The 18,966-nt window shown below is 38.6% G+C and carries 14 protein-coding genes; 1 reads left to right on the top strand and 13 read right to left on the bottom strand.

The window, feature by feature from the left end:
* Positions 1-2: 2 nt before the first annotated feature.
* From rsgA to BK581_RS00800, 11 genes are all read right to left on the bottom strand, one after another.
* Positions 3-887, bottom strand: coding sequence for a ribosome small subunit-dependent GTPase A (rsgA, locus tag BK581_RS00850; RefSeq protein ID WP_078576213.1), 885 nt, complete (start codon positions 885-887; stop codon positions 3-5).
* A 47-nt stretch (positions 888-934) separates the two neighbouring features.
* Positions 935-2,944 carry a Stk1 family PASTA domain-containing Ser/Thr kinase gene (gene pknB / locus BK581_RS00845; RefSeq protein ID WP_078576212.1) on the bottom strand — a complete coding sequence of 670 codons (2,010 nt, stop codon included), beginning with the start codon at positions 2,942-2,944 and terminating at the stop codon, positions 935-937.
* Positions 2,941-3,693 carry a Stp1/IreP family PP2C-type Ser/Thr phosphatase gene (locus BK581_RS00840; protein ID WP_078576211.1) on the bottom strand — a complete coding sequence of 251 codons (753 nt, stop codon included), beginning with the start codon at positions 3,691-3,693 and terminating at the stop codon, positions 2,941-2,943. The genes pknB and BK581_RS00840 overlap by 4 nt, the downstream gene beginning before the upstream one ends.
* An 89-nt stretch (positions 3,694-3,782) precedes the next feature.
* Positions 3,783-5,144 carry a 16S rRNA (cytosine(967)-C(5))-methyltransferase RsmB gene (rsmB, locus tag BK581_RS00835; RefSeq protein WP_078576210.1) on the bottom strand — a complete coding sequence of 454 codons (1,362 nt, stop codon included), beginning with the start codon at positions 5,142-5,144 and terminating at the stop codon, positions 3,783-3,785.
* A 4-nt stretch (positions 5,145-5,148) separates the two neighbouring features.
* Positions 5,149-6,087, bottom strand: a complete 939-nt coding sequence (gene fmt / locus BK581_RS00830) for a methionyl-tRNA formyltransferase (RefSeq protein WP_078576208.1) — start codon at positions 6,085-6,087, stop codon at positions 5,149-5,151.
* Between the two features lie 190 nt (positions 6,088-6,277).
* The gene (gene priA / locus BK581_RS00825) at positions 6,278-8,713 is read right to left on the bottom strand and encodes a primosomal protein N' (RefSeq protein WP_078576207.1); all 2,436 of its coding nucleotides are present in this window, start codon (positions 8,711-8,713) and stop codon (positions 6,278-6,280) included.
* On the bottom strand, positions 8,710-9,915 hold the full coding sequence (gene coaBC / locus BK581_RS00820; RefSeq protein ID WP_078576205.1) for a bifunctional phosphopantothenoylcysteine decarboxylase/phosphopantothenate--cysteine ligase CoaBC: 1,206 nt from the start codon (positions 9,913-9,915) through the stop codon (positions 8,710-8,712). The genes priA and coaBC overlap by 4 nt, the downstream gene beginning before the upstream one ends.
* Positions 9,916-10,011: 96 nt before the next feature.
* Complete coding sequence (gene rpoZ / locus BK581_RS00815) at positions 10,012-10,233, bottom strand: DNA-directed RNA polymerase subunit omega (RefSeq protein ID WP_078576204.1); 222 nt, start codon at positions 10,231-10,233, stop codon at positions 10,012-10,014.
* Between the two features lie 4 nt (positions 10,234-10,237).
* On the bottom strand, positions 10,238-10,849 hold the full coding sequence (gene gmk / locus BK581_RS00810; RefSeq protein WP_078576202.1) for a guanylate kinase: 612 nt from the start codon (positions 10,847-10,849) through the stop codon (positions 10,238-10,240).
* Positions 10,850-11,000: 151 nt separating this feature from the next.
* Positions 11,001-11,264 carry an extracellular matrix/biofilm regulator RemA gene (remA, locus tag BK581_RS00805; RefSeq protein ID WP_078576201.1) on the bottom strand — a complete coding sequence of 88 codons (264 nt, stop codon included), beginning with the start codon at positions 11,262-11,264 and terminating at the stop codon, positions 11,001-11,003.
* A gap of 61 nt (positions 11,265-11,325) precedes the next feature.
* Positions 11,326-12,207: a YicC/YloC family endoribonuclease gene (locus tag BK581_RS00800; RefSeq protein ID WP_078576199.1), complete on the bottom strand. Its 882-nt coding sequence runs from the start codon at positions 12,205-12,207 to the stop codon at positions 11,326-11,328.
* Between the two features lie 779 nt (positions 12,208-12,986).
* Here BK581_RS00800 and BK581_RS00795 point away from each other — a divergent pair.
* Positions 12,987-14,696, top strand: coding sequence for an Rqc2 family fibronectin-binding protein (locus tag BK581_RS00795; RefSeq protein ID WP_078576197.1), 1,710 nt, complete (start codon positions 12,987-12,989; stop codon positions 14,694-14,696).
* Between the two features lie 307 nt (positions 14,697-15,003).
* On the opposite strand, the gene BK581_RS00790 is transcribed toward BK581_RS00795, so the two are convergent.
* On the bottom strand, positions 15,004-16,851 hold the full coding sequence (locus BK581_RS00790) for an ABC transporter ATP-binding protein (protein WP_078576195.1): 1,848 nt from the start codon (positions 16,849-16,851) through the stop codon (positions 15,004-15,006).
* Between the two features lie 14 nt (positions 16,852-16,865).
* Positions 16,866-18,620 (bottom strand): ABC transporter ATP-binding protein, encoded by a 1,755-nt coding sequence (locus tag BK581_RS00785; RefSeq protein WP_078576193.1) that lies wholly within the window; start codon positions 18,618-18,620, stop codon positions 16,866-16,868.
* Positions 18,621-18,966 lie beyond the last annotated feature (346 nt).

Here is an 18,966-nt window from a genome sequence, read left to right as displayed (position 1 = left end):
CATTAATACCTCCGTTTTTGACTAGATATTTCGTCAATAAATTGTAAATAATGTTCATAGCGGTGTGCGGCAATTACCCCTTCGTCATACGCTTTTTTGACAGCGCAGGAAGGTTCATTAACATGTAAACAACCTCTAAATTTGCAATCATTTATACGACTAATCATTTCAGGAAAATAGTGAGATAAATCCTCAGCTTCAATTCCTTCAAAATCTAGCGAACTAAAGCCAGGTGTATCTGCCACATAGCCCCCTTCATTTAATGAAATTAGCTCTACATGCCGTGTCGTGTGTTTGCCTCTTCCAAGGCTTTTTGAGATTTCATTTGTTTCAATATTTAGTCCTGGTTTAAGTGCATTTAATAAAGAGGACTTTCCAACGCCTGATTGCCCAGAGAAAACGGATACTTTATTTTGTAAATAAGGCTTTAACTTCTCCAGCGTTTCTTCAATGTAGACCGATGTTTGGACTACTTCGTAGCCGATAGTCTGATAAATATGACTATATACAGCTATGGCCTCTTCTTCTATTTCAGAGAGTAGATCAATTTTAGACAGACAGATAATAGGTGTAATGTCATTCGCTTCCACATGCACGAGAAATCGGTCGAGAAGTACTGGGTTAAATGTAGGTTGGGTGACAGAAAAAACAAGAATCGCTTGTTCAACGTTAGAAATCGGTGGTCTGACAAGCTCATTTTTTCGATCGGCTAACTCCAAAACATACCCATCTGTGTGATTAGATGATTCAAATGTCACCCAGTCACCTACGAGAGGAGAGATCTTTCGTTTGCGAAAATTACCTCTACCCCTGCATTGAAACACGCCATCCTCATTTTCTACATAATAAAAACCACTTAAGGCTTTCGTAATTCTTCCAACGGCCATGCCATCCTCCTTCACTCTTTTTTTAAAGGGTAATAGATAGCTTCACGCTACTGATACTGCCTTAATTCTTCGTACGTATATTCATACGGCGACTGAGAAAATTCTTCGCCCTCTACGTATAGAATAATATAGCCAGACTCTCCAGGGGCGACAGTCATCGGTATCTCAAATGTTTCATCTGCGGAAATATCTTCATCAACAATTTGATTTGGTGTTCGATGGTCCATATCTGTCACAGCGATACGTATATGGTAAGATGAATCATTATTATTCTCAGGTACTTCCACTCGAAACGGCACTGATGCAGAAATAGGTTCTTCCTCTTCTTCTGGTTCCGGTCCTCGGGAATATACGACAGAAACGGTGGTTTTCTCACGTATTTCAGTCCCTCTAGAAGGAGATTGAGAGATGACACGCCCCTCTTCCACAGAGGAATGATGATCTTCGTCTTCTTCAATTGTAATCAGATCATTTTCTGAAAACATGTCATTAACTTCTTCACGTGTCATATTATACAAATTACTCATAACATACGTAGGCCGTTCACTCACTGTTAAATAAACAATAGTCTCCCGAGGTATCACTGTTTCCCCAGGTGAAGGGTCTTGTTCAATAACTGTATCATCACTGTAATCAGATGTTTCCTCGAATTGCACATTGACATCTGAAAAATGTTCAAGCAACCCTTCCGCCTGGGAACGGGATTGACCAATAAGGTCGTCCATCTCTATCGGTTCATCACCTTCACTTACAACAACAGTAACAGTTGTTCCGACTTTTACGAGCTGGCCTCCTCCAGGACGGTGAGAAATAACATGTCCTTCCTCCATATCTTCATCAAACCGAAGCTCCTGCTCAACTTCTAATTCTAAGTCTGTTAACACCTCATGTGCCTCTTCGTAGGGCATACCAATAAGGTCTTCTGGGATTTCAACTTCATCCACATGAAGCCAGCTAGGAATAAAATAAAGTGCAACCAGTATAAGACCTATAATAAATAGCACACCTAATATAGCTAATTTAAGCCAAAACTTAAAACCTTTTTTCTTTTTATTATTCTGTGCCTTATTCAAAGGGACTTTCTGTTTATCTTTTTTAAATGCAGTCGTTTCTTCTCCTGGTGAATGCATTCGCGTTTCATCAAAATCATCTGATTCTTGAATACTTGTCAAAGGGATGGCTTTAGTCATGTCTTCATCAGGTTCATCAATATATCTTGGTGCTTCATATTGACGTTCTGGGTCTAGAACAGTCGTAAGATCCCTCAGCATCTCATCTGTGGTACTAAATCTTTTTAATGGATCTTTTGCAGTTGCTTTCATTATAAAGTTTTCCACACTTTGTGGAATTGAAGGGTCTTTCTCCTTTAAAAGTGGGAGAGGCTCCTGTAAATGCTTGATAGCTACTGCTACAGCTGTGTCACCTGTAAAAGGTACTTCACCAGATAGCATTTCATAAGCTAGCACACCTAACGAATATAAATCAGATTTATACGTAACTTGCCCTCCACGCGCTTGTTCCGGAGATAAATAATGAACCGATCCTAGTACTGAATTGGTGTGCGTAATCGTTGCTTCACTAATGGCACGAGCAATACCAAAATCGGTCACTTTTGCAGTCCCGTCTTCATCAATTAAGATATTATGTGGTTTAATATCTCTATGGACAATATGATTTTGATGGGCATTCTTCACAGCGGAAATGATTTGTTGTAAAATGCCTATTGTTTCATCGACACTTACTTTACCTTTTTGAGTTATATAATCTTTTAGAGTTTGGCCTTTTACATATTCCATGACGATATAGTAAAGATCTTCTTCCTCACCCACGTCAAAAATGCTGACGATATTCGGATGAGACAAACTTGTAGCAGACTGTGCCTCACGTCTAAAACGACGAATAAATTCATCATCTTTAGAAAATTGCTCTTTTAGCATTTTTACAGCAACAGAACGGTCTAATATTAAGTCTTTGGCCAAGTATACATCTGCCATACCGCCCCCACCGATAGGCCGGATGATTTCATAGCGGTCATTAATTCTCCTATTTGCCTTCATGAAATGGTCACATCCTTCTCATTATGACGAACTAATGAGATGGAAATATTATCCTCTCCACCAGAATTATTGGCCTCGGTAATTAAGTTATCACAAATAGTTGATAAGTCGGTCTCTTGAGATAAATGCGCCATTATATCGTTATCTGTCAGCATATTTGTTAAGCCATCTGTACAGAGAAGGAGCAGAGAAGTATGTTTCCAGTTTACCGTTGCCACGTCAACTTCTATAGTTCTATCTGTACCTAAAGCACGCATGAGGACATTTTTTCTCGGGTGGTGATCCGCTTCTTCCTGACTCAATTGTCCAGACCTTACGAGTTCCCCTACAAGTGAATGGTCTTCAGTCATTTGTTTTAAAAGGTCATCTTCAAAAATATAGACGCGTGAATCCCCTACATTTGAAAAAGTTACAAACTCATTCGAGCATACTGCTGCTACTAAAGTTGTCCCCATTCCTTCACACTTAGGGTTATCCAGTGCATGCATATAAATTGTTTCATTCACTTTACTAACTGTCTCTTGTAACCATTTTTCAGCATGAACCGGGGATAAAAATTCAGTCATTTGCTCCCAATGAGCCAGCATACTATCACGTGCCATCTGGCTTGCCACATCACCGGCTTGATGGCCTCCCATACCATCGGCAACAATTGCCAAGAGCTGTCCAAAATTATTTTCTTTCACTGCGCCACTATCTTCGTTATGAGGCCTAAGTTTACCAGTGTCGGTGCGAAAAATACCTTCCATATCTATCCCCTCGCTTCTTCTCTTAACTATCTACCACTATAGACAAAATTAGCACATAATAAAAGCCAGCACAAAGAATTGACGCTTAGCTATTTCTTTATAAGTGATGAAATGAAAAAACCATCTGTACCGAATTCACCTGGAAATAATCGCACCATCCCTGTTAGCGGTTCTTTATGATCTCTAATCAGTTCGGGTAGTCGTTCAGAAAAAGTATCGTCAAATTCAGCATCGTGATGACGTTTAACGAAGCTTTCGACCACATCTTCGTTTTCTTCTTGGTCAATTGTACAGGTACTATAGACGAGACGACCATTTTTCTTAAGTAAAGGCCATACTTTTTCCAAAATTTCATCTTGGATCATAGCTAAACGATTTACGTCAGCAGACTGTTTGGACCACTTCAAATCCGGCTTACGTTGAATAACACCTAAACCAGAACACGGGGCGTCCACAAGTATTTTATCAAATTGCTCATTTGGAAAGCTTTCTTTAAGCTCCCTCGCATCTGAAACCATTCCTTGAATAGCCTTTAACTGTAAACGATCTTTTTGCTGTTCAATCAATTTTACTTTATGAGCATGTATATCAACACTTATAATATCCCCAGTGTCATTCATTAGTTCTGCCAAATGAGTGGATTTCCCACCAGGAGCAGCACAAGCATCAAGCACACGTTCAGTTGGGTTAGGGGCAAGTATTTTTGCCACAAGCATTGATCCTTCATCCTGTATCGTCACCAGTCCTTGTTTAAAGGCTGATGTTTTAACAACAGAACCCCTTTTAATACGTAAACTTTCTGGAATGAGCTCGCTTTCTTCTATTTCTAGACCGTCTTCTTTTAATAATGCTATAACCTCTTGTTTTGAAATACGTACTTTATTCACCCGTACGGATTGCACTGGAGTGGCGAGGTTCGCAGTTGCAATTTGACGTGCTTTATCTTTGCCATATTGCTCTATCCATCGTTTTAACAGCCACTCTGGATGACTCGTTTCCACTGCCATCCTTTCCACTTCATCTTCAATTAGGTGATAATCAGGCAAATCTCCACGTAGCATCGACCTGAGTAAACCGTTCACCATGCCAGATATCCCTTTGTGCCCTCGACTTTTCGCTATTTCCACAGCTTCATTTATCGCCGCATGGTCTGGAATGCGGTCTAAAAATACAAGTTGATAAACGGTCATGCGCAAAAGCACGAGCACCCACTTATCAAGCTTGACTAGTGGTTTCTTTGAAAAAGCCTGTAAATAAAAATCGAGTCGTTTCTGATACTGAACCGTTCCGTAAACTAATTCGGTTAATAAAGGAACATCGATTGCTGGTACAGTCATCTTTTTAATTGTATCATTGATAAGTAAGTTACTGTATGCTTGGTTTTTTTCAATTTTTAATAATATGTCAACTGCAGCCTCTCGAACATTCCCACGTTTCTTCTGGTTTGTCATCACACTAATCTCCTAACACCATACCGCATTCCCATTGAGCTCCAGCTCCTCTTAAAAATGTGGTTATATCCATTGGTTTTTTACCAGCCGGCTGAACTTTTCTGAGTGATAAAACGGTATTATCACCACACGCTACCTTAATGTCTTCATGTGTTTTTTCAATAATTGTACCAGGCCTTTGATCCGTTTCATCAGCTGACACCCTTGTTTCCCAAATTTTAAGCCTTTTTCCTCCCGCTATCGTATACGCTACCGGCCACGGGTTTAAACCTCTCACTTGATTAAACACAGATCTAGCTGGTTTGTTCCAGTTAATGACCTCTTGTTCCTTTTTGATATTAGGAGCAAACGTCGCCATCTCTGCTTCTTGAGGTGTCGCTGTTATACTATCTCTCTCAAGCTGAGGTAAAGTCTTTCTTAGCAAATCAGCACCTAAGAGACTTAGTTTGTCGTGCATCGTACCAGTTGTATCCGTTTCTTCAATCGGAATAGCCCGACTTACAATCATATCACCTGCATCCAGTTTCTCCACCATATACATGATCGTGACGCCTGTTTCCTTCTCGCCATCAATAATGGCTTGGTGAATAGGAGCCCCTCCTCGATATTTAGGAAGTAACGATGCATGGACATTCACACAGCCTTTCGGTGGGATATCCAGTAATTCCTTCGGTAAAATCTGTCCGAAAGCTGCGGTAATAATAATATCAGGTGCGACTTCTTTTACTTTTTCCCATTCCACTTTTATTTTTTCAGGTTGGAAAACAGGAATCTTTAATTCTTGAGCAGCTTGTTTTACTGGTGGTGGTGTCAGTACCTGCTTACGTCCCTTTGGACGATCCGGCTGAGTAACCACTAGTTTAACGTCATACCCTTCTCTAACAATTCCTTCTAATACAGGTACAGCAAAGTCTGGTGTCCCCATAAATACAATTTTCATGATCGCTTCTCTCCTTAACTATCGTTTATAAGATGAGGATAAGATTTTTAAACGACACCCAATCTGTTTTTTTAAACTTTTAAAGGTCGTAAGCAAGTCCCCCACTATTTATCATGTCGTAACTTATGGCTCCTCCATCATGATCTATCCCCAACACAGATAGTGATTGCTCTTAACAACCTCTCTCTAAACGTTATAACATCATATAAGGATTTGTATCGATTGTAATGGTTAAACTCGTTCGTGCCATCTCTCCTTGGTAAGTTTTCATGATTTCTTGCAAGACATGTGTTAATTTTGGCTCAACTTTATATTTTACCATACATTGGTAACGGTATCTATCTTTGATACGGGGAATTGCTGAAGCAACTGGTCCGTACACTGACGTATTTTCTGACAGTTCACGCTTTAAAAATGATGTGATTTTTTCTGTAATAGCGATGACCTTATCTAAACGTTCTTCACTTACATGTATAAGAACGAGATAGTAATAAGGCGGATATCCACCTTGCTTTCGAACGACCATTTCTTTTTCAAAAAAGGATAAGTAGTCATGCTGCTTAACATCAAGAATACTATAATGGTCAGGTGTATATGTCTGAACCATTACCTCACCTTTTTTCTCATGGCGACCTGCTCGCCCACTTACTTGAGTCAGTAGTTGAAACGTGCGTTCAGCTGATCGAAAATCAGGAAGGTGAAGCATGGAATCTGCTGCAAGCACACCTACAAGTGTAATATTAGGGAAATCTAATCCTTTTGCAATCATTTGTGTCCCGAGAAGAATGTCTGCTTTCCCTTCACCAAAGGTCGTTAATAACTTCTCATGTGCCCCTTTTCTTCTCGTCGTATCAACATCCATTCTTACGACCCGACAATCGGGGAAAAGCTTCATAAGCTCTTCTTCTACTTTTTGCGTACCCGTTCCAAAAAATCGAATAGAATCACTGGCACATTCAGGGCATACTCCTGGAATGGTCTCGGAATGTCCGCAGTAATGGCATTGAATCGATTGACTAGTTCGGTGATAAGTTAGGGAGATATCGCAGTGGGGACATTGTGCTACATAACCGCAATCCCTACACATTACAAAGGTGGCATAACCTCTTCTGTTTAAAAAGAGCACGATCTGCTCTTTTCTCGAAAGACGTGTTTGAATTCCCTCAAGAAGCTGATTAGAAAACATGGAGCGATTACCATTTCGTAATTCTTCTCGCATATCGATTAATGTTACTTCTGGCATTTGTACATTGTTCACTCGGTGCTCCATGGAGATTAACTGATAAACACCTTTCTTAGCGCGAGCATAACTTTCTAAAGAGGGCGTTGCACTGCCTAAAATAACAGGGCACTGATAGAGTTCACCACGTTTTATTGCCACCTGTCGCGCATGATATCTTGGCGTTTCTTCTTGTTTATAACTCGTCTCATGCTCTTCATCAATGATGATAATGCCAAGGTTTTCAAAAGGTGCAAAAATTGCTGAACGAGCTCCAACTGCCACGTCTACTTTTCCTTCTCGAATTTTCAGCCACTCATCGTACTTCTCTCCTTTAGAGAGAGCGCTGTGTAAAACAGCAACTCTTGAGCCGAACCTTTCTTTGAAACGTGTCACCATTTGCGGGGTTAATGAAATTTCCGGCACGAGAACGATTGCCTCTTTCCCCTGCTTAAGAACACGATCAATCGCTTGTAAATAAACTTCTGTCTTCCCGCTCCCAGTAACACCTCTAAGTAAAAAAGTTGCGTGCTTACCTGTCTTAATCATTTCACTAATAGGCATAAGAGCAGTTTCTTGCTCCGAGGTTAAAGGAAGAGGATTGCTACGTGCAAAATCACGATCTGCATACGGATCACGAGAAATGATGATGTCCTTTTTAATCAGGAACTGTTTTTTAACTAATTGCAAAATCGTCTGACGTGTCACATTCGTTTTTGTAGCTAGTTCACTGACAGGAAGCCATTCACCTTCAGAGATAAATTCATATAAGTATTCTAGCACTTGCCTTTGCTTAGAGGCATTCGCTGACAAGTGATCAATCGCTGTTTGCAGCTCTTCTTTGTTAACAGCTAATTTTATGACGCTTTGCGTCTTTTTAGTTTCATTTGTTTTCACACGATTTGTCACAAGGACAACGTCTTCTTTAACAGCTGACATCATTAATTTTTTTTCATGTTCAGATGCCGATTTCCGCCAGTCTTCCCAACTTTCTATCACATTGCTTTTAATAAAATATGATTGCAAACCAGGAGGAAGCTCACTTTTTCGGGCCTCAGATAGTGTCAATGTTTTATGATATTTAGCTCTCATAGCAGCCGGAAGCATCGATTTTAAGACAGAAATATGAAAAGAAAGTGTTTCGTCTTTTAGCCAACTAGCTAAATTAAGCAACTCTTTCGTTAGCGGGGGTTTTAAATCAATTAAGTCATACAATGGCTTTAATTTTGTTGCATCGTAATCGCTTGTAGAATCAAGCGAGACAACAAATCCTTGTACTTTTCTCGGCCCAAACGAGACCGTTACCCTAGCTCCAGGCATGATTGCTTCTTGAAATTCTACTGGAACGATATAATCAAATGCACGATCCGTTTGATTAACTGCCACATCAACAATTACTTTCGCAATCATTTAATATGTTCTCCTAATAGCGGTTTGATCGCATCAAGCAATTGATTTGCCGCCGCTACTTTTGTTGTTAACGGAATAGATACCTCACGACCATTTTTAAAATAAAGGACGAGTTCATTAGTATCTCCTTGGAAACCAGACCCTTCTTTAACAATCGAATTAGCAGCTATCACATCTAAGTTTTTAGTAGCTAATTTCTTTTTTGCATAAGCTTCGATGTTCTCAGATTCTGCTGCAAATCCAACAAGAATTTGATGTGATTTTTTCTCCCCCAATGATTTAAGAATATCTTCGGTTCGTTCCATCGTGATCATGAGATCACCCGTCGATTTCTTAACCTTTTGATCAAAGGTTTCTTTAGGTTTATAATCGGCTACTGCTGCAGCTTTTATAATGACATCAGCATGCTCAAAAACGTCATTAACTGCTGAGAACATTTCTGCTGCATTATGAACGGAAACACGTTTGACGCCGTGTGGCATTGGGAGCGAGACTGGCCCGCTTATGAGGGTGACCTGCGCTCCTCTAGCAGCAGCCATTTCTGCAATTGCATAGCCCATTTTCCCCGATGAACGGTTTGAGAAAAAACGTACAGGATCGATCACTTCTTGTGTAGGTCCTGCCGTCACAACAACATTTTTATCTTGCCATGCTAGATTCGCTTTTTTAATAAAATGATGATTGACCATCGACAGTAAATCTTCTGGTTCTGCCATACGCCCTTTCCCTGTATAGCCACACGCTAAATAGCCTTCATCTGGCTCAATAAATTGGTAACCAAATGATTCAAGTGTTCTCATATTTTTTTTAACAGCAGGGTGTTCATACATATGTACATTCATAGCAGGAGCAATCATGACGGGGGCAGTAACAGCAAGTAATGTGGTGGTCAGCATATCGTCTGCAATCCCGTTTGCCAACTTCCCGATAATATTTGCTGTGGCAGGGGCCACTACTACCAGATCTGCCCAATCCGCAATATCAATATGCGCGATCGCTGCTGGATCAGGTTCAATAAATGTGTCTGTGTATACATGATCCCTTGAAAGTGCTTGAAATGTTAAGGGGGTAACAAATTCTTGAGCCGAAGAGGTCATGGCTACTTTCACTTCATAGCCTTCCTGCACGAGCTTGCTCGTTAAAGCTGCAGCTTTAAAAACAGCTATACCACCTGACACACATAGAAGTATCTTTTTACCCATTAGTCGTTCGCCTCCGAAATAGGATAGTCATGTTAATATTCGCAAAACAAGGACATAATTTCACTTTAAACTGAACTAAAGAAAAAACAACCTGGTTTATGAGGTTGTTTCGTCTTTATCGCGAACTTCGTAAGTAAGTTTTTCTGAATCAATTTCTTCCAGAGCCATTCCTACATAATTAACAGATGTGGATTTTTCACTTTTTTGAAAAAGTTCGGGATTTTCACGTAACCGTCGCGCTCTATAGGCGGAGACCGTCACAAGCGTGTACTTTGAGTTAATTTTCGTCATTAATGAATCAATCGATGGTTTTAGCATATAATCACTCCTCAACTAGTTCTTTATACAGATGGATAAGACGCTCTTTTCTACAATTCTCGGCCGTTACAATAGATTTTATCCGCTCAACCGCAGATTCAACCTCATCATTTTCAACCACATAGTCATATTTATCCATTAATTCAATCTCATCTTTTGCCACTGTCATACGGCTGTCAATAAGGTCTTTGGATTCTGTTCCTCTACTTTCAATGCGGCTTCGCAGTTCTTTAAGACTAGGTGGCATAAGGAAAATAAAAACTCCCTCAGGAAACGTCTTCTTAACTTGTAAAGCCCCTTGTACTTCAATTTCTAAAATAACATCGTGCCCGGCTGCAATGGTTTCCTCAACATATTGCCTCGGTGTGCCATAATAGTTGTCCACATATTGAGCATATTCAAGCAACTCATTTTCTGCAATCATTCGTTCAAACTCCTGCTTTTCCTTAAAGAAGTAGTTGATGCCCTCAACCTCACCTTTACGCGGTTTTCTCGTTGTAGCAGATACTGAGTACCGAATGTGTGTATCGTGTTTTCTCAACGCCCCACAAACTGTCCCTTTCCCAACCCCAGATGGTCCAGAGAGGACGATGAGGAGTCCTTTTTCCCTTTTCATAAACAACCTCCAGCTTTCGTTGATTTCTTTATTCTAGCATGTTTTGGTCTACGACGGTACTATACGTTCCAATTTTAGTACATTTGGAAAGCCACCGGGACACCGATGGCGTAATAGTTAGTAACTATTAAATGGTCAAAATGGAAGCCTGTTACTCATCTGATTCATCATCTTTACTTGAGATAACTCTTTGCGCCACTGTTTCTGGCTGAACAGCTGATAAAATAACGTGGTCGCTATCTGCAATGATGACAGCTCTCGTTCGTCGTCCATATGTAGCATCAACGAGCATGTTGCGATCCCTAGCATCTGAAATAATACGTTTAATAGGGGCTGATTCCGGACTAACAATTGAAATAATACGATTTGCTGAAACGATATTCCCAAATCCAATATTAATAAGTTTAATATCCAAGTGTCATTCTCCTATCTATTAGTTAAATAATAAACGATATCTTTAAAGCCATATGTGAGATCTATTCCACATTTTGAACTTGCTCGCGTATTTTTTCTAGTTCTGCTTTAATATTAACAACAATTTGACTGATCTCTAAATGATTCGCCTTCGAACCAATTGTATTTGCTTCTCTGTTTAATTCCTGGACGAGGAAATCGAGCTTCCTCCCTACCACACCAGATTCTTCTAATATATCATTAAATTGTGTAATGTGGCTGTCAATCCGTGTTAATTCTTCATTAATATCAGACTTGTCAGCATAAACTGCCACTTCTGTTAGAAGCCTTGTTTCATCGATTTCTGCCCGTAATGCAAGGAAATCGTCTACCTTTTTCATTAACCGATCACGATAGAGGTCTTGAACTTCTGGAGCCAAATCTCGCAACTGTTTTACATAGACAGTTAGCCGTTGTAAACGCTCTTTCATATCATTCGTTAAGGCGCTTCCTTCCTGTTGACGCATCTTAGCAAGTTGCTGAGCAGCTTCTTCTACAGTTTGTAACACCATACTTTCTAAATCTTCCGGCACTTCATCAGACTCTTGAACAGACACCACATCTTCATGTATTAACAACTTATCAAGTGGGAATGCCTCTGAAGAGACAGTCATTTCTGCCATTTCTTCGTATAACTGATAGTATTCGTGAAACAAATTCCAATCCACATTAAGAGAGCGCTTCATCGTGCCCTCACCTTGCAAATTTAAAAAAACGTCTATTTTTCCTCGGTTCACATAGCGAGAAATACATTTTTTCATACGATCCTCTAAGAAAAACAACTGCCTAGGCATACGAATGTTAATCTCGCAAAAACGGTGATTTACAGCTCTCATTTCTACTGTAAGTCGAGAATGTTCATTTTCCTTTTGAGATCGTCCATATCCTGTCATACTCATAACCATTTCTATCACATCCACAATTATATTCTAAACAATTTTTATCTTTACAACAAGGGGAGTAAAGAATCTTCAAATTTGTCCTTCACTAATATCCTAGCATTTTCTTCATGTACTTATTAGACTTGTTCAAAAAAGTTTTTTTGCTATAATAGGGAAAGTTCATAATATCATCATTTCCCTATTAAGAATATGGATATTCTAATATCATATTAAGTGAATCGATTTCATAAATCATGGTTGTATCGTTATTTCGGAACGTTATGACTCATTTGCACTACAGATGAACGCTTTCCGTGGGATCGTCTTTAACTCATTTTGCCTTTGCAAAGCTCAGTCAGAATGGCCTTTTCAGATATCACTTCTGCCCACTGGGGTCGCCATCTTTCGTTCCAATTCTCCGTTTCTAATGACGAACATTTTGTTGTCACATTGCATTATGACATTCATTCAAGTTAAATTTATAACACATTTCTGCATATGAGAGGCCTTCTACCATTATATGAACGTGATAGTACGTCTAAATCATAAAGATCATCATTTAATTACTAACTTTTTAATGTAATGGTCAACGAACTACAATGAAAACTTTTTTACTTTGAAAGAAACCCTTTGGATAATAGGGTAGCATCTACGAAACGTTTATTTCATATGGAACTATTGTTTAAACTAATTATCATCGTTTACCATAATTAAGATTGTTACCAATCATACAAGGTTACCGTAAATAAGAAGTGTCTTCAACTTACGTTATACGATCGTTTTATTTTGAAAGGAGGGTTCTTATGTCATTTGACGGTATTGTGACACGCGCAGTTACTGAAGAATTACAACAAACATTACTTAGCGGGAGAATCACAAAAATTCACCAACCATATCCTACAGATTTAATGCTTACAATTAGAGCTCACGGTAAAAACCATGCTCTCTTTTTATCTGTTAATCCATCTTTCTCTAGATTTCACTTAACGAACATAAAATTTGAAAACCCTCAGGAGCCACCGATGTTTTGTATGGTATTGCGTAAACATTTGGAAGGTAGCATTCTTGAAAATATTGAACAAGACGGTTTAGAACGCATCGTTACATTCTCATTTAAAGGACGAAATGAATTAGGCGATGTTTCCTATAAGAAACTTATTCTTGAGCTAATGGGGCGACACAGCAACTTAATTTTCGTCGATACAGAAAACAACACAATTCTCGACAGCATGAAACATATCCCCCCATCTGTCTCTCAATATCGAACAGTCCTTCCTGGGCAACTTTATAAAGAGCCGCCACATCAGGACAAATTAAACCCTCTTCTGATGGACGAAGAATTGCTCTTGAAAAAATTAAATTATAACCAAGGTAAAATGGACATTCAACTCCGTGATACATTTAGTGGATTGTCCCCTCAGATAATACACGAGATACTATATCAGGCCCGGTTAACAAATAGAGAAACGCTTCCTAAAGCATTTTTAAAAGTCCTTGAACCTGTTAAAAAAAGTGATTACACACCGCAGATTATTTATGGACCAACTAAAGATACTTTCTCTCTCCTTCCATTAGAACATTTAGACGGAGATAGACGCCATTTTGAGAACCTTCATGACATGCTTGACCGTTTTTATGCTGATAAAGCAGAGCGTGACCGGGTTAAACAAAAAGCCTACGATCTTGAACGGTTTCTTAAAAATGAGTATCAAAAAAACAAAAAGAAAATGGCTAAGCTTTACCATACATTAGACGATGCCGATAAAGCTAAAAAGCAACAAAAATATGGCGAATTATTAACAGCCAATATGCATCTTGCTAGACCTGGTCAATCTGAGATAACTGTTGTTGATTATTACGATCCTGAACAAAAAGAATTAACGATACCATTAGATAAGCAAAAATCACCATCTGCCAACGCACAACAATTCTTCAAGAAATACCAGAAATTAAAGAATTCTATCGCTTATGTGAAAGAGCAAATTGTTAAAACTGAAGAGGAGTTGACCTATTTAGATACCCTTATAGAACAACTTAAGTTTGCTTCAACTAAAGATTTAGAAGACATTAGGGAAGAACTAGAAGTGGAAGGCTATTTGAAAAAACGGCGACGTCATAAAAAAAAGAAGCAATCAGACAAACCTGCTGTGGAGCAATACATCTCCTCAGATGGCACGCCTTTATTTGTTGGGAAGAATAATAAACAAAATGAATACTTAACAAATCGTTTAGCAAGACAAGATGATACTTGGCTTCATACGAAAGATATACCCGGATCGCATGTCATTATTCGTAGCCATAATGTCACTGAGAAAACATTACTTGAAGCCGCTAATCTAGCTGCTTATTTCAGTAAAGGCCGTCTGTCTAGCCAAGTTCCAGTCGATTATACCCTAGTCAGACATGTTAAAAAACCAAGTGGTGCTAAGCCTGGTTATGTCACATATGATCATCAGACAACACTTTATGTGACACCAGACGAAGACATTATCCGACAGCTAGCTGAAAATTAATGTTAACGATACACCACAATGTCGTTTATTATCGCTCCTTTTATTGCAACATTGTATAATACATTCGTTAACTTGATCAGCTTACTTAAAAAAGAGAACTAGCCGTGACGGCTAGCTCTCTTTTTTTAGGCTCTGGTTCTAAAAAGTTATTGATTCATCACACGAAAAATGTCTATCTGTAAGGGATTCGAGCAACATTTACAATACGTAAAACAAATCCTCAATTAGTGAGCGCTTCCGCTCTTCTTCTAATAATTAATTAGTTTAACAACTTTACTCTCTGTGAATAAGCTCATTCATCTGTAACTCATCCAGTATTTAAAACTTTAAATTGTGATTTTACAAGATTGTAATATTCACCTTGTTGAGCCATTAACTGCTCATGATTCCCTTGTTCCAAAATGTTACCGCGCTCTAAAACAATAATATTATCAGCTTCTCGAATGGTCGATAACCTATGAGCAATCATAATGGCAGTACGTCCATGTAACAAACGTTGCAACGCTTGTTGTATTAATTGCTCTGTCTCTGTATCTATCGATGCTGTCGCTTCATCAAGAATTAAAATTTGGGGATCTGCCAGCAAAGCTCTAGCAAAAGAAATAAGTTGCCGTTCGCCAACAGATAAAACATTCCCTCGCTCTTCCACTTCTGTTTCATAACCTTGATTTAATTGTTCAATAAATTTATTTGCGCCAACAACAGTAGCGGCTTTCTTTACCTCTTCATCTGTTGCATGAGGTCGTCCAAACCGGATATTTTCCATGATTGTACCAGAAAATATGAATGTATCCTGGAGGACAATACTTACTTTTTCACGCAAGCTGTCAAGTTTGACATTGCGTAAATCTTCACCATCTAATAACACTTGCCCTTTAGTCGGATCATAAAAACGGCTGATTAAATTAACAATAGTTGATTTACCACTCCCAGTATGACCTACTAAAGCGACTGTTTGACCGGCCTTCATTTCAAGGTTAATATTATTTAATGCTTTGCGATCACTGTTATAGGCAAATTCTACGTTTTTAAATTCAATGTGTCCTGTGATATTTTTCAAACGTTTTGCATCCTGCTTCTCCGGAACTGACGGTTGCTCATCAAGGAACTCAAAAATTCGTTCTGACGAAGCCATTCCAACAAGTAATTGATTATAAACTTGCCCCAATCTCGAAATGGGTTCCCAAAACATGCCAATGTAAAGTGAAAAAGCGAAAAATTCCCCAACAGACAACGTCTGACCTTGAATTAAAAAGACACCATAAGAAAGTAAAATCGCCGTACCAATCGCCCCACTCATTTCTACAAATGGACGAAACATGGCACTTTTTTGCGTAGCGTTCCGCCAAGCAGCAAAATTCTCTTCATTCATGTGATTAAAAAAAGCAATATTTTCTTTCTCCTGGGTATATGATTGCGTCACACGAATACCTTGTATACTCTCGTTTAAGTGGGAATTGATCATTGATTGCTTAATCCGTACATCTTGCCATGACCGTCTAATATTCCGTCTAAGCTTTGTTGAAATGAAGAACATAAGAGGTAAAACAACTAAAATAGCTAGTGTCAATTCTGGACTAATAATAAATAACATGACAACAATACCTATGAGCATCACGATATCCATTAATAAATTAATCACACCATTTGTAAATAGATCTTGAAGGCTGTTAACATCGTTCGTAATTCTAACAAGGATGGAACCTGCAGAACGTTGATCAAAAAAACGGTGAGATAAATGTTGGATATGATTAAACAACGTTTTCCTTAAATCAAAAATGACATATTGTCCTAGTTTATTCATATACTTAATCCTTACTATATTCCCCACCCATGAAATAACATACATACCGGCGATGATTAAAACCATAATAGACAAAAATGATATATTTCCTGTTTCAATAATATGGTCAAGGGCATAGCTACCAATCAAAATTGGGACTAACAAGCGAACAGCTGTGGAGAGGAGCATCCCTATAACAGCAACAGGCAGCAAGTTTTTCGAGTATGGCTTCATATAATCGAGAAGTCGAGACATCTGTTTCCAGTTAAAAGGCTTTTCTATAGCTTGATCCATTGAATAATGAAATCTACTTAAAGTCTTTGCTTCTGTGTCATCGACTTTATTATCATGTTTTTTCTCTTGTTCAGACATTAAGTTACACCTCCCTACTTCGCTTCCTCTAAAAATTGCTTTCGATCTCTAAATTGAATCTCATAAATTCGCCGATAGTTGCCATCTGTGATTTGTAACAGTTGCTCGTGCGTTCCTCTCTCCACAATTCTTCCTTCATCAAGTACAAGAATATCATCAGCATGCATAAGTGATGAAATACGATGAGCGATAATAAATGTCGTTCTTCCTTTCATAACTTCCCGGAAAGCTCTCTGTATTTTAGCCTCTGTCTCCATATCTACAGCACTCGTCGCATCATCTAAAATTAAAATACTCGGATTAACACATATAGCTCTCGCAATGGCAATTCTTTGTTTCTGACCACCGGAAAGCCCACCTCCTCGTTCCCCAAGAACAGTGTCATAACCTTGGGGCAATGTCTCAATAAACTCATGGGCATCTGCCCGTTTGGCCGCATCAATGATTTCTGCCATTGTGGCACTCGGATTCCCATATGAAATGTTATCTTTTACCGAGGAAGAAAATAAAAATGATTCTTGTAACACAACACCAATATTTTTGCGTAACGTTTTTAATGTATAATTAGAAATTGGCAATCCATCAAGTGTAATGCATCCGCGATCTGGTTCGTAGAAGCGTGCTATTAACTGGGTTATCGACGTTTTCCCTGATCCTGTCGCCCCGATCAATCCTATTGTTTGTCCAGGCAACGCCTCAAAAGACACTTCTTTTAGCGCGAGATCTTCCTCTTTACCATATCGATGACTAACCTCTTCAAACACAACATGGCCTTTTAGACTGTGTTTTTCAATCGCTTCTGGCTTGTCAAAAATATCCTCCCGTTCATCTAATACTTGTAGGAGCCTCTCCCCTGATGCTTTCGATTGAGAAAACGTATTAATAATAAACCCCAAGTTCATAAGAGGACCAATAATATACCAAATAAGACTGAAGAATGCTACGAGCACGCCAGGCTGAATCTCTCCATTTATAACAAGCCAACCCCCATAGGCTAGTAACACAACGACACAAATCTGTCCGATAAGCTCCATGAATGGAAAATATCTTGCCCAAATGTTAGATGTATAAATGAATTTATCCTTGTAATCAGCATTTTTTTCATCAAATCTTCCCATTTCAAAATTCTCTTTTGACAAAGACTTAACGGTTGTCATACCACTTATATTCTCTTGCGCCTTTGTCGTCATATCTGCGAGAGATTTTCTAATACTCGAAAATGCCGGATGAACTTTTTGATCAAACCGATAAACCGTTATAATTAAGAAGGGTAAAGCAGCTAATGTTACGACAGCGAGCAAAGGGCTGTAATAAAACATGATACCCATGCTTAGTCCAACAAGCATTGCTAAGTTAATTAATTGAGCAAACCCAAATGATAAGAAAAATCGAAACGCTTCCACATCTGCTGTGAGCCGTGACATTAAGTCTCCCGTTCTGGCATTATCATAATAACGGAACGGTAAAAACTGTAGTTTCTTGTATAAAGCATTTCGCAATTCATAAACAGATTGAATACCAAATAAATCACCTAAAAATTGGTGGTAATATACCGCTATCGATTTAAGTAACGTAATTAAGAAAAAACCAATGGCTACGTAAGGGACTAACTGATAGTTTCCTTCTAGTACGATGTCATCAATAGTAATTTGAAGAATGATCGGATAAACCACCGTAAAAGCGCTTACGAATAAAAGGAGAATAATTGACAAGAAAAAGTAACGTTTATAAGGCCAATAAAATTGCTTCAATCGTTTAAATATGTCCATATTGCCACCTCCTAAAAATCATAAAAAATTGTTGAACACATGATGTTTGCTTCAACTCCTACTAACACACGTGTCTATTCTAAAATTTTTATGCCGTTATCTCACTCATATACTCTTAAGCTATGTAAAACTAAGCGCACTAGCAAGACCTCTCATTTACTAACCCATTCCTTATTAATTCCCCAATGTGAGATCGACCGTTTTTTGACAGTAGATATAATATATCGATTTCCGAAATAAAAAACGACACGATTATTTCACTGTATTTAGCCGTAAGAGGTTGTTATAAATGATTAACCCATTAGAAAATGATGTTTATTTACAATTTCTTAATTTTACGCATACG

It is taken from the genome of Salipaludibacillus agaradhaerens (assembly GCF_002019735.1).
GTDB classification, from domain to species: domain Bacteria; phylum Bacillota; class Bacilli; order Bacillales; family Salisediminibacteriaceae; genus Salipaludibacillus; species Salipaludibacillus agaradhaerens.
The sequence above is the reverse complement of the archived record's forward strand: the minus strand, read 5'-3'. Positions and strand labels throughout refer to the sequence as shown.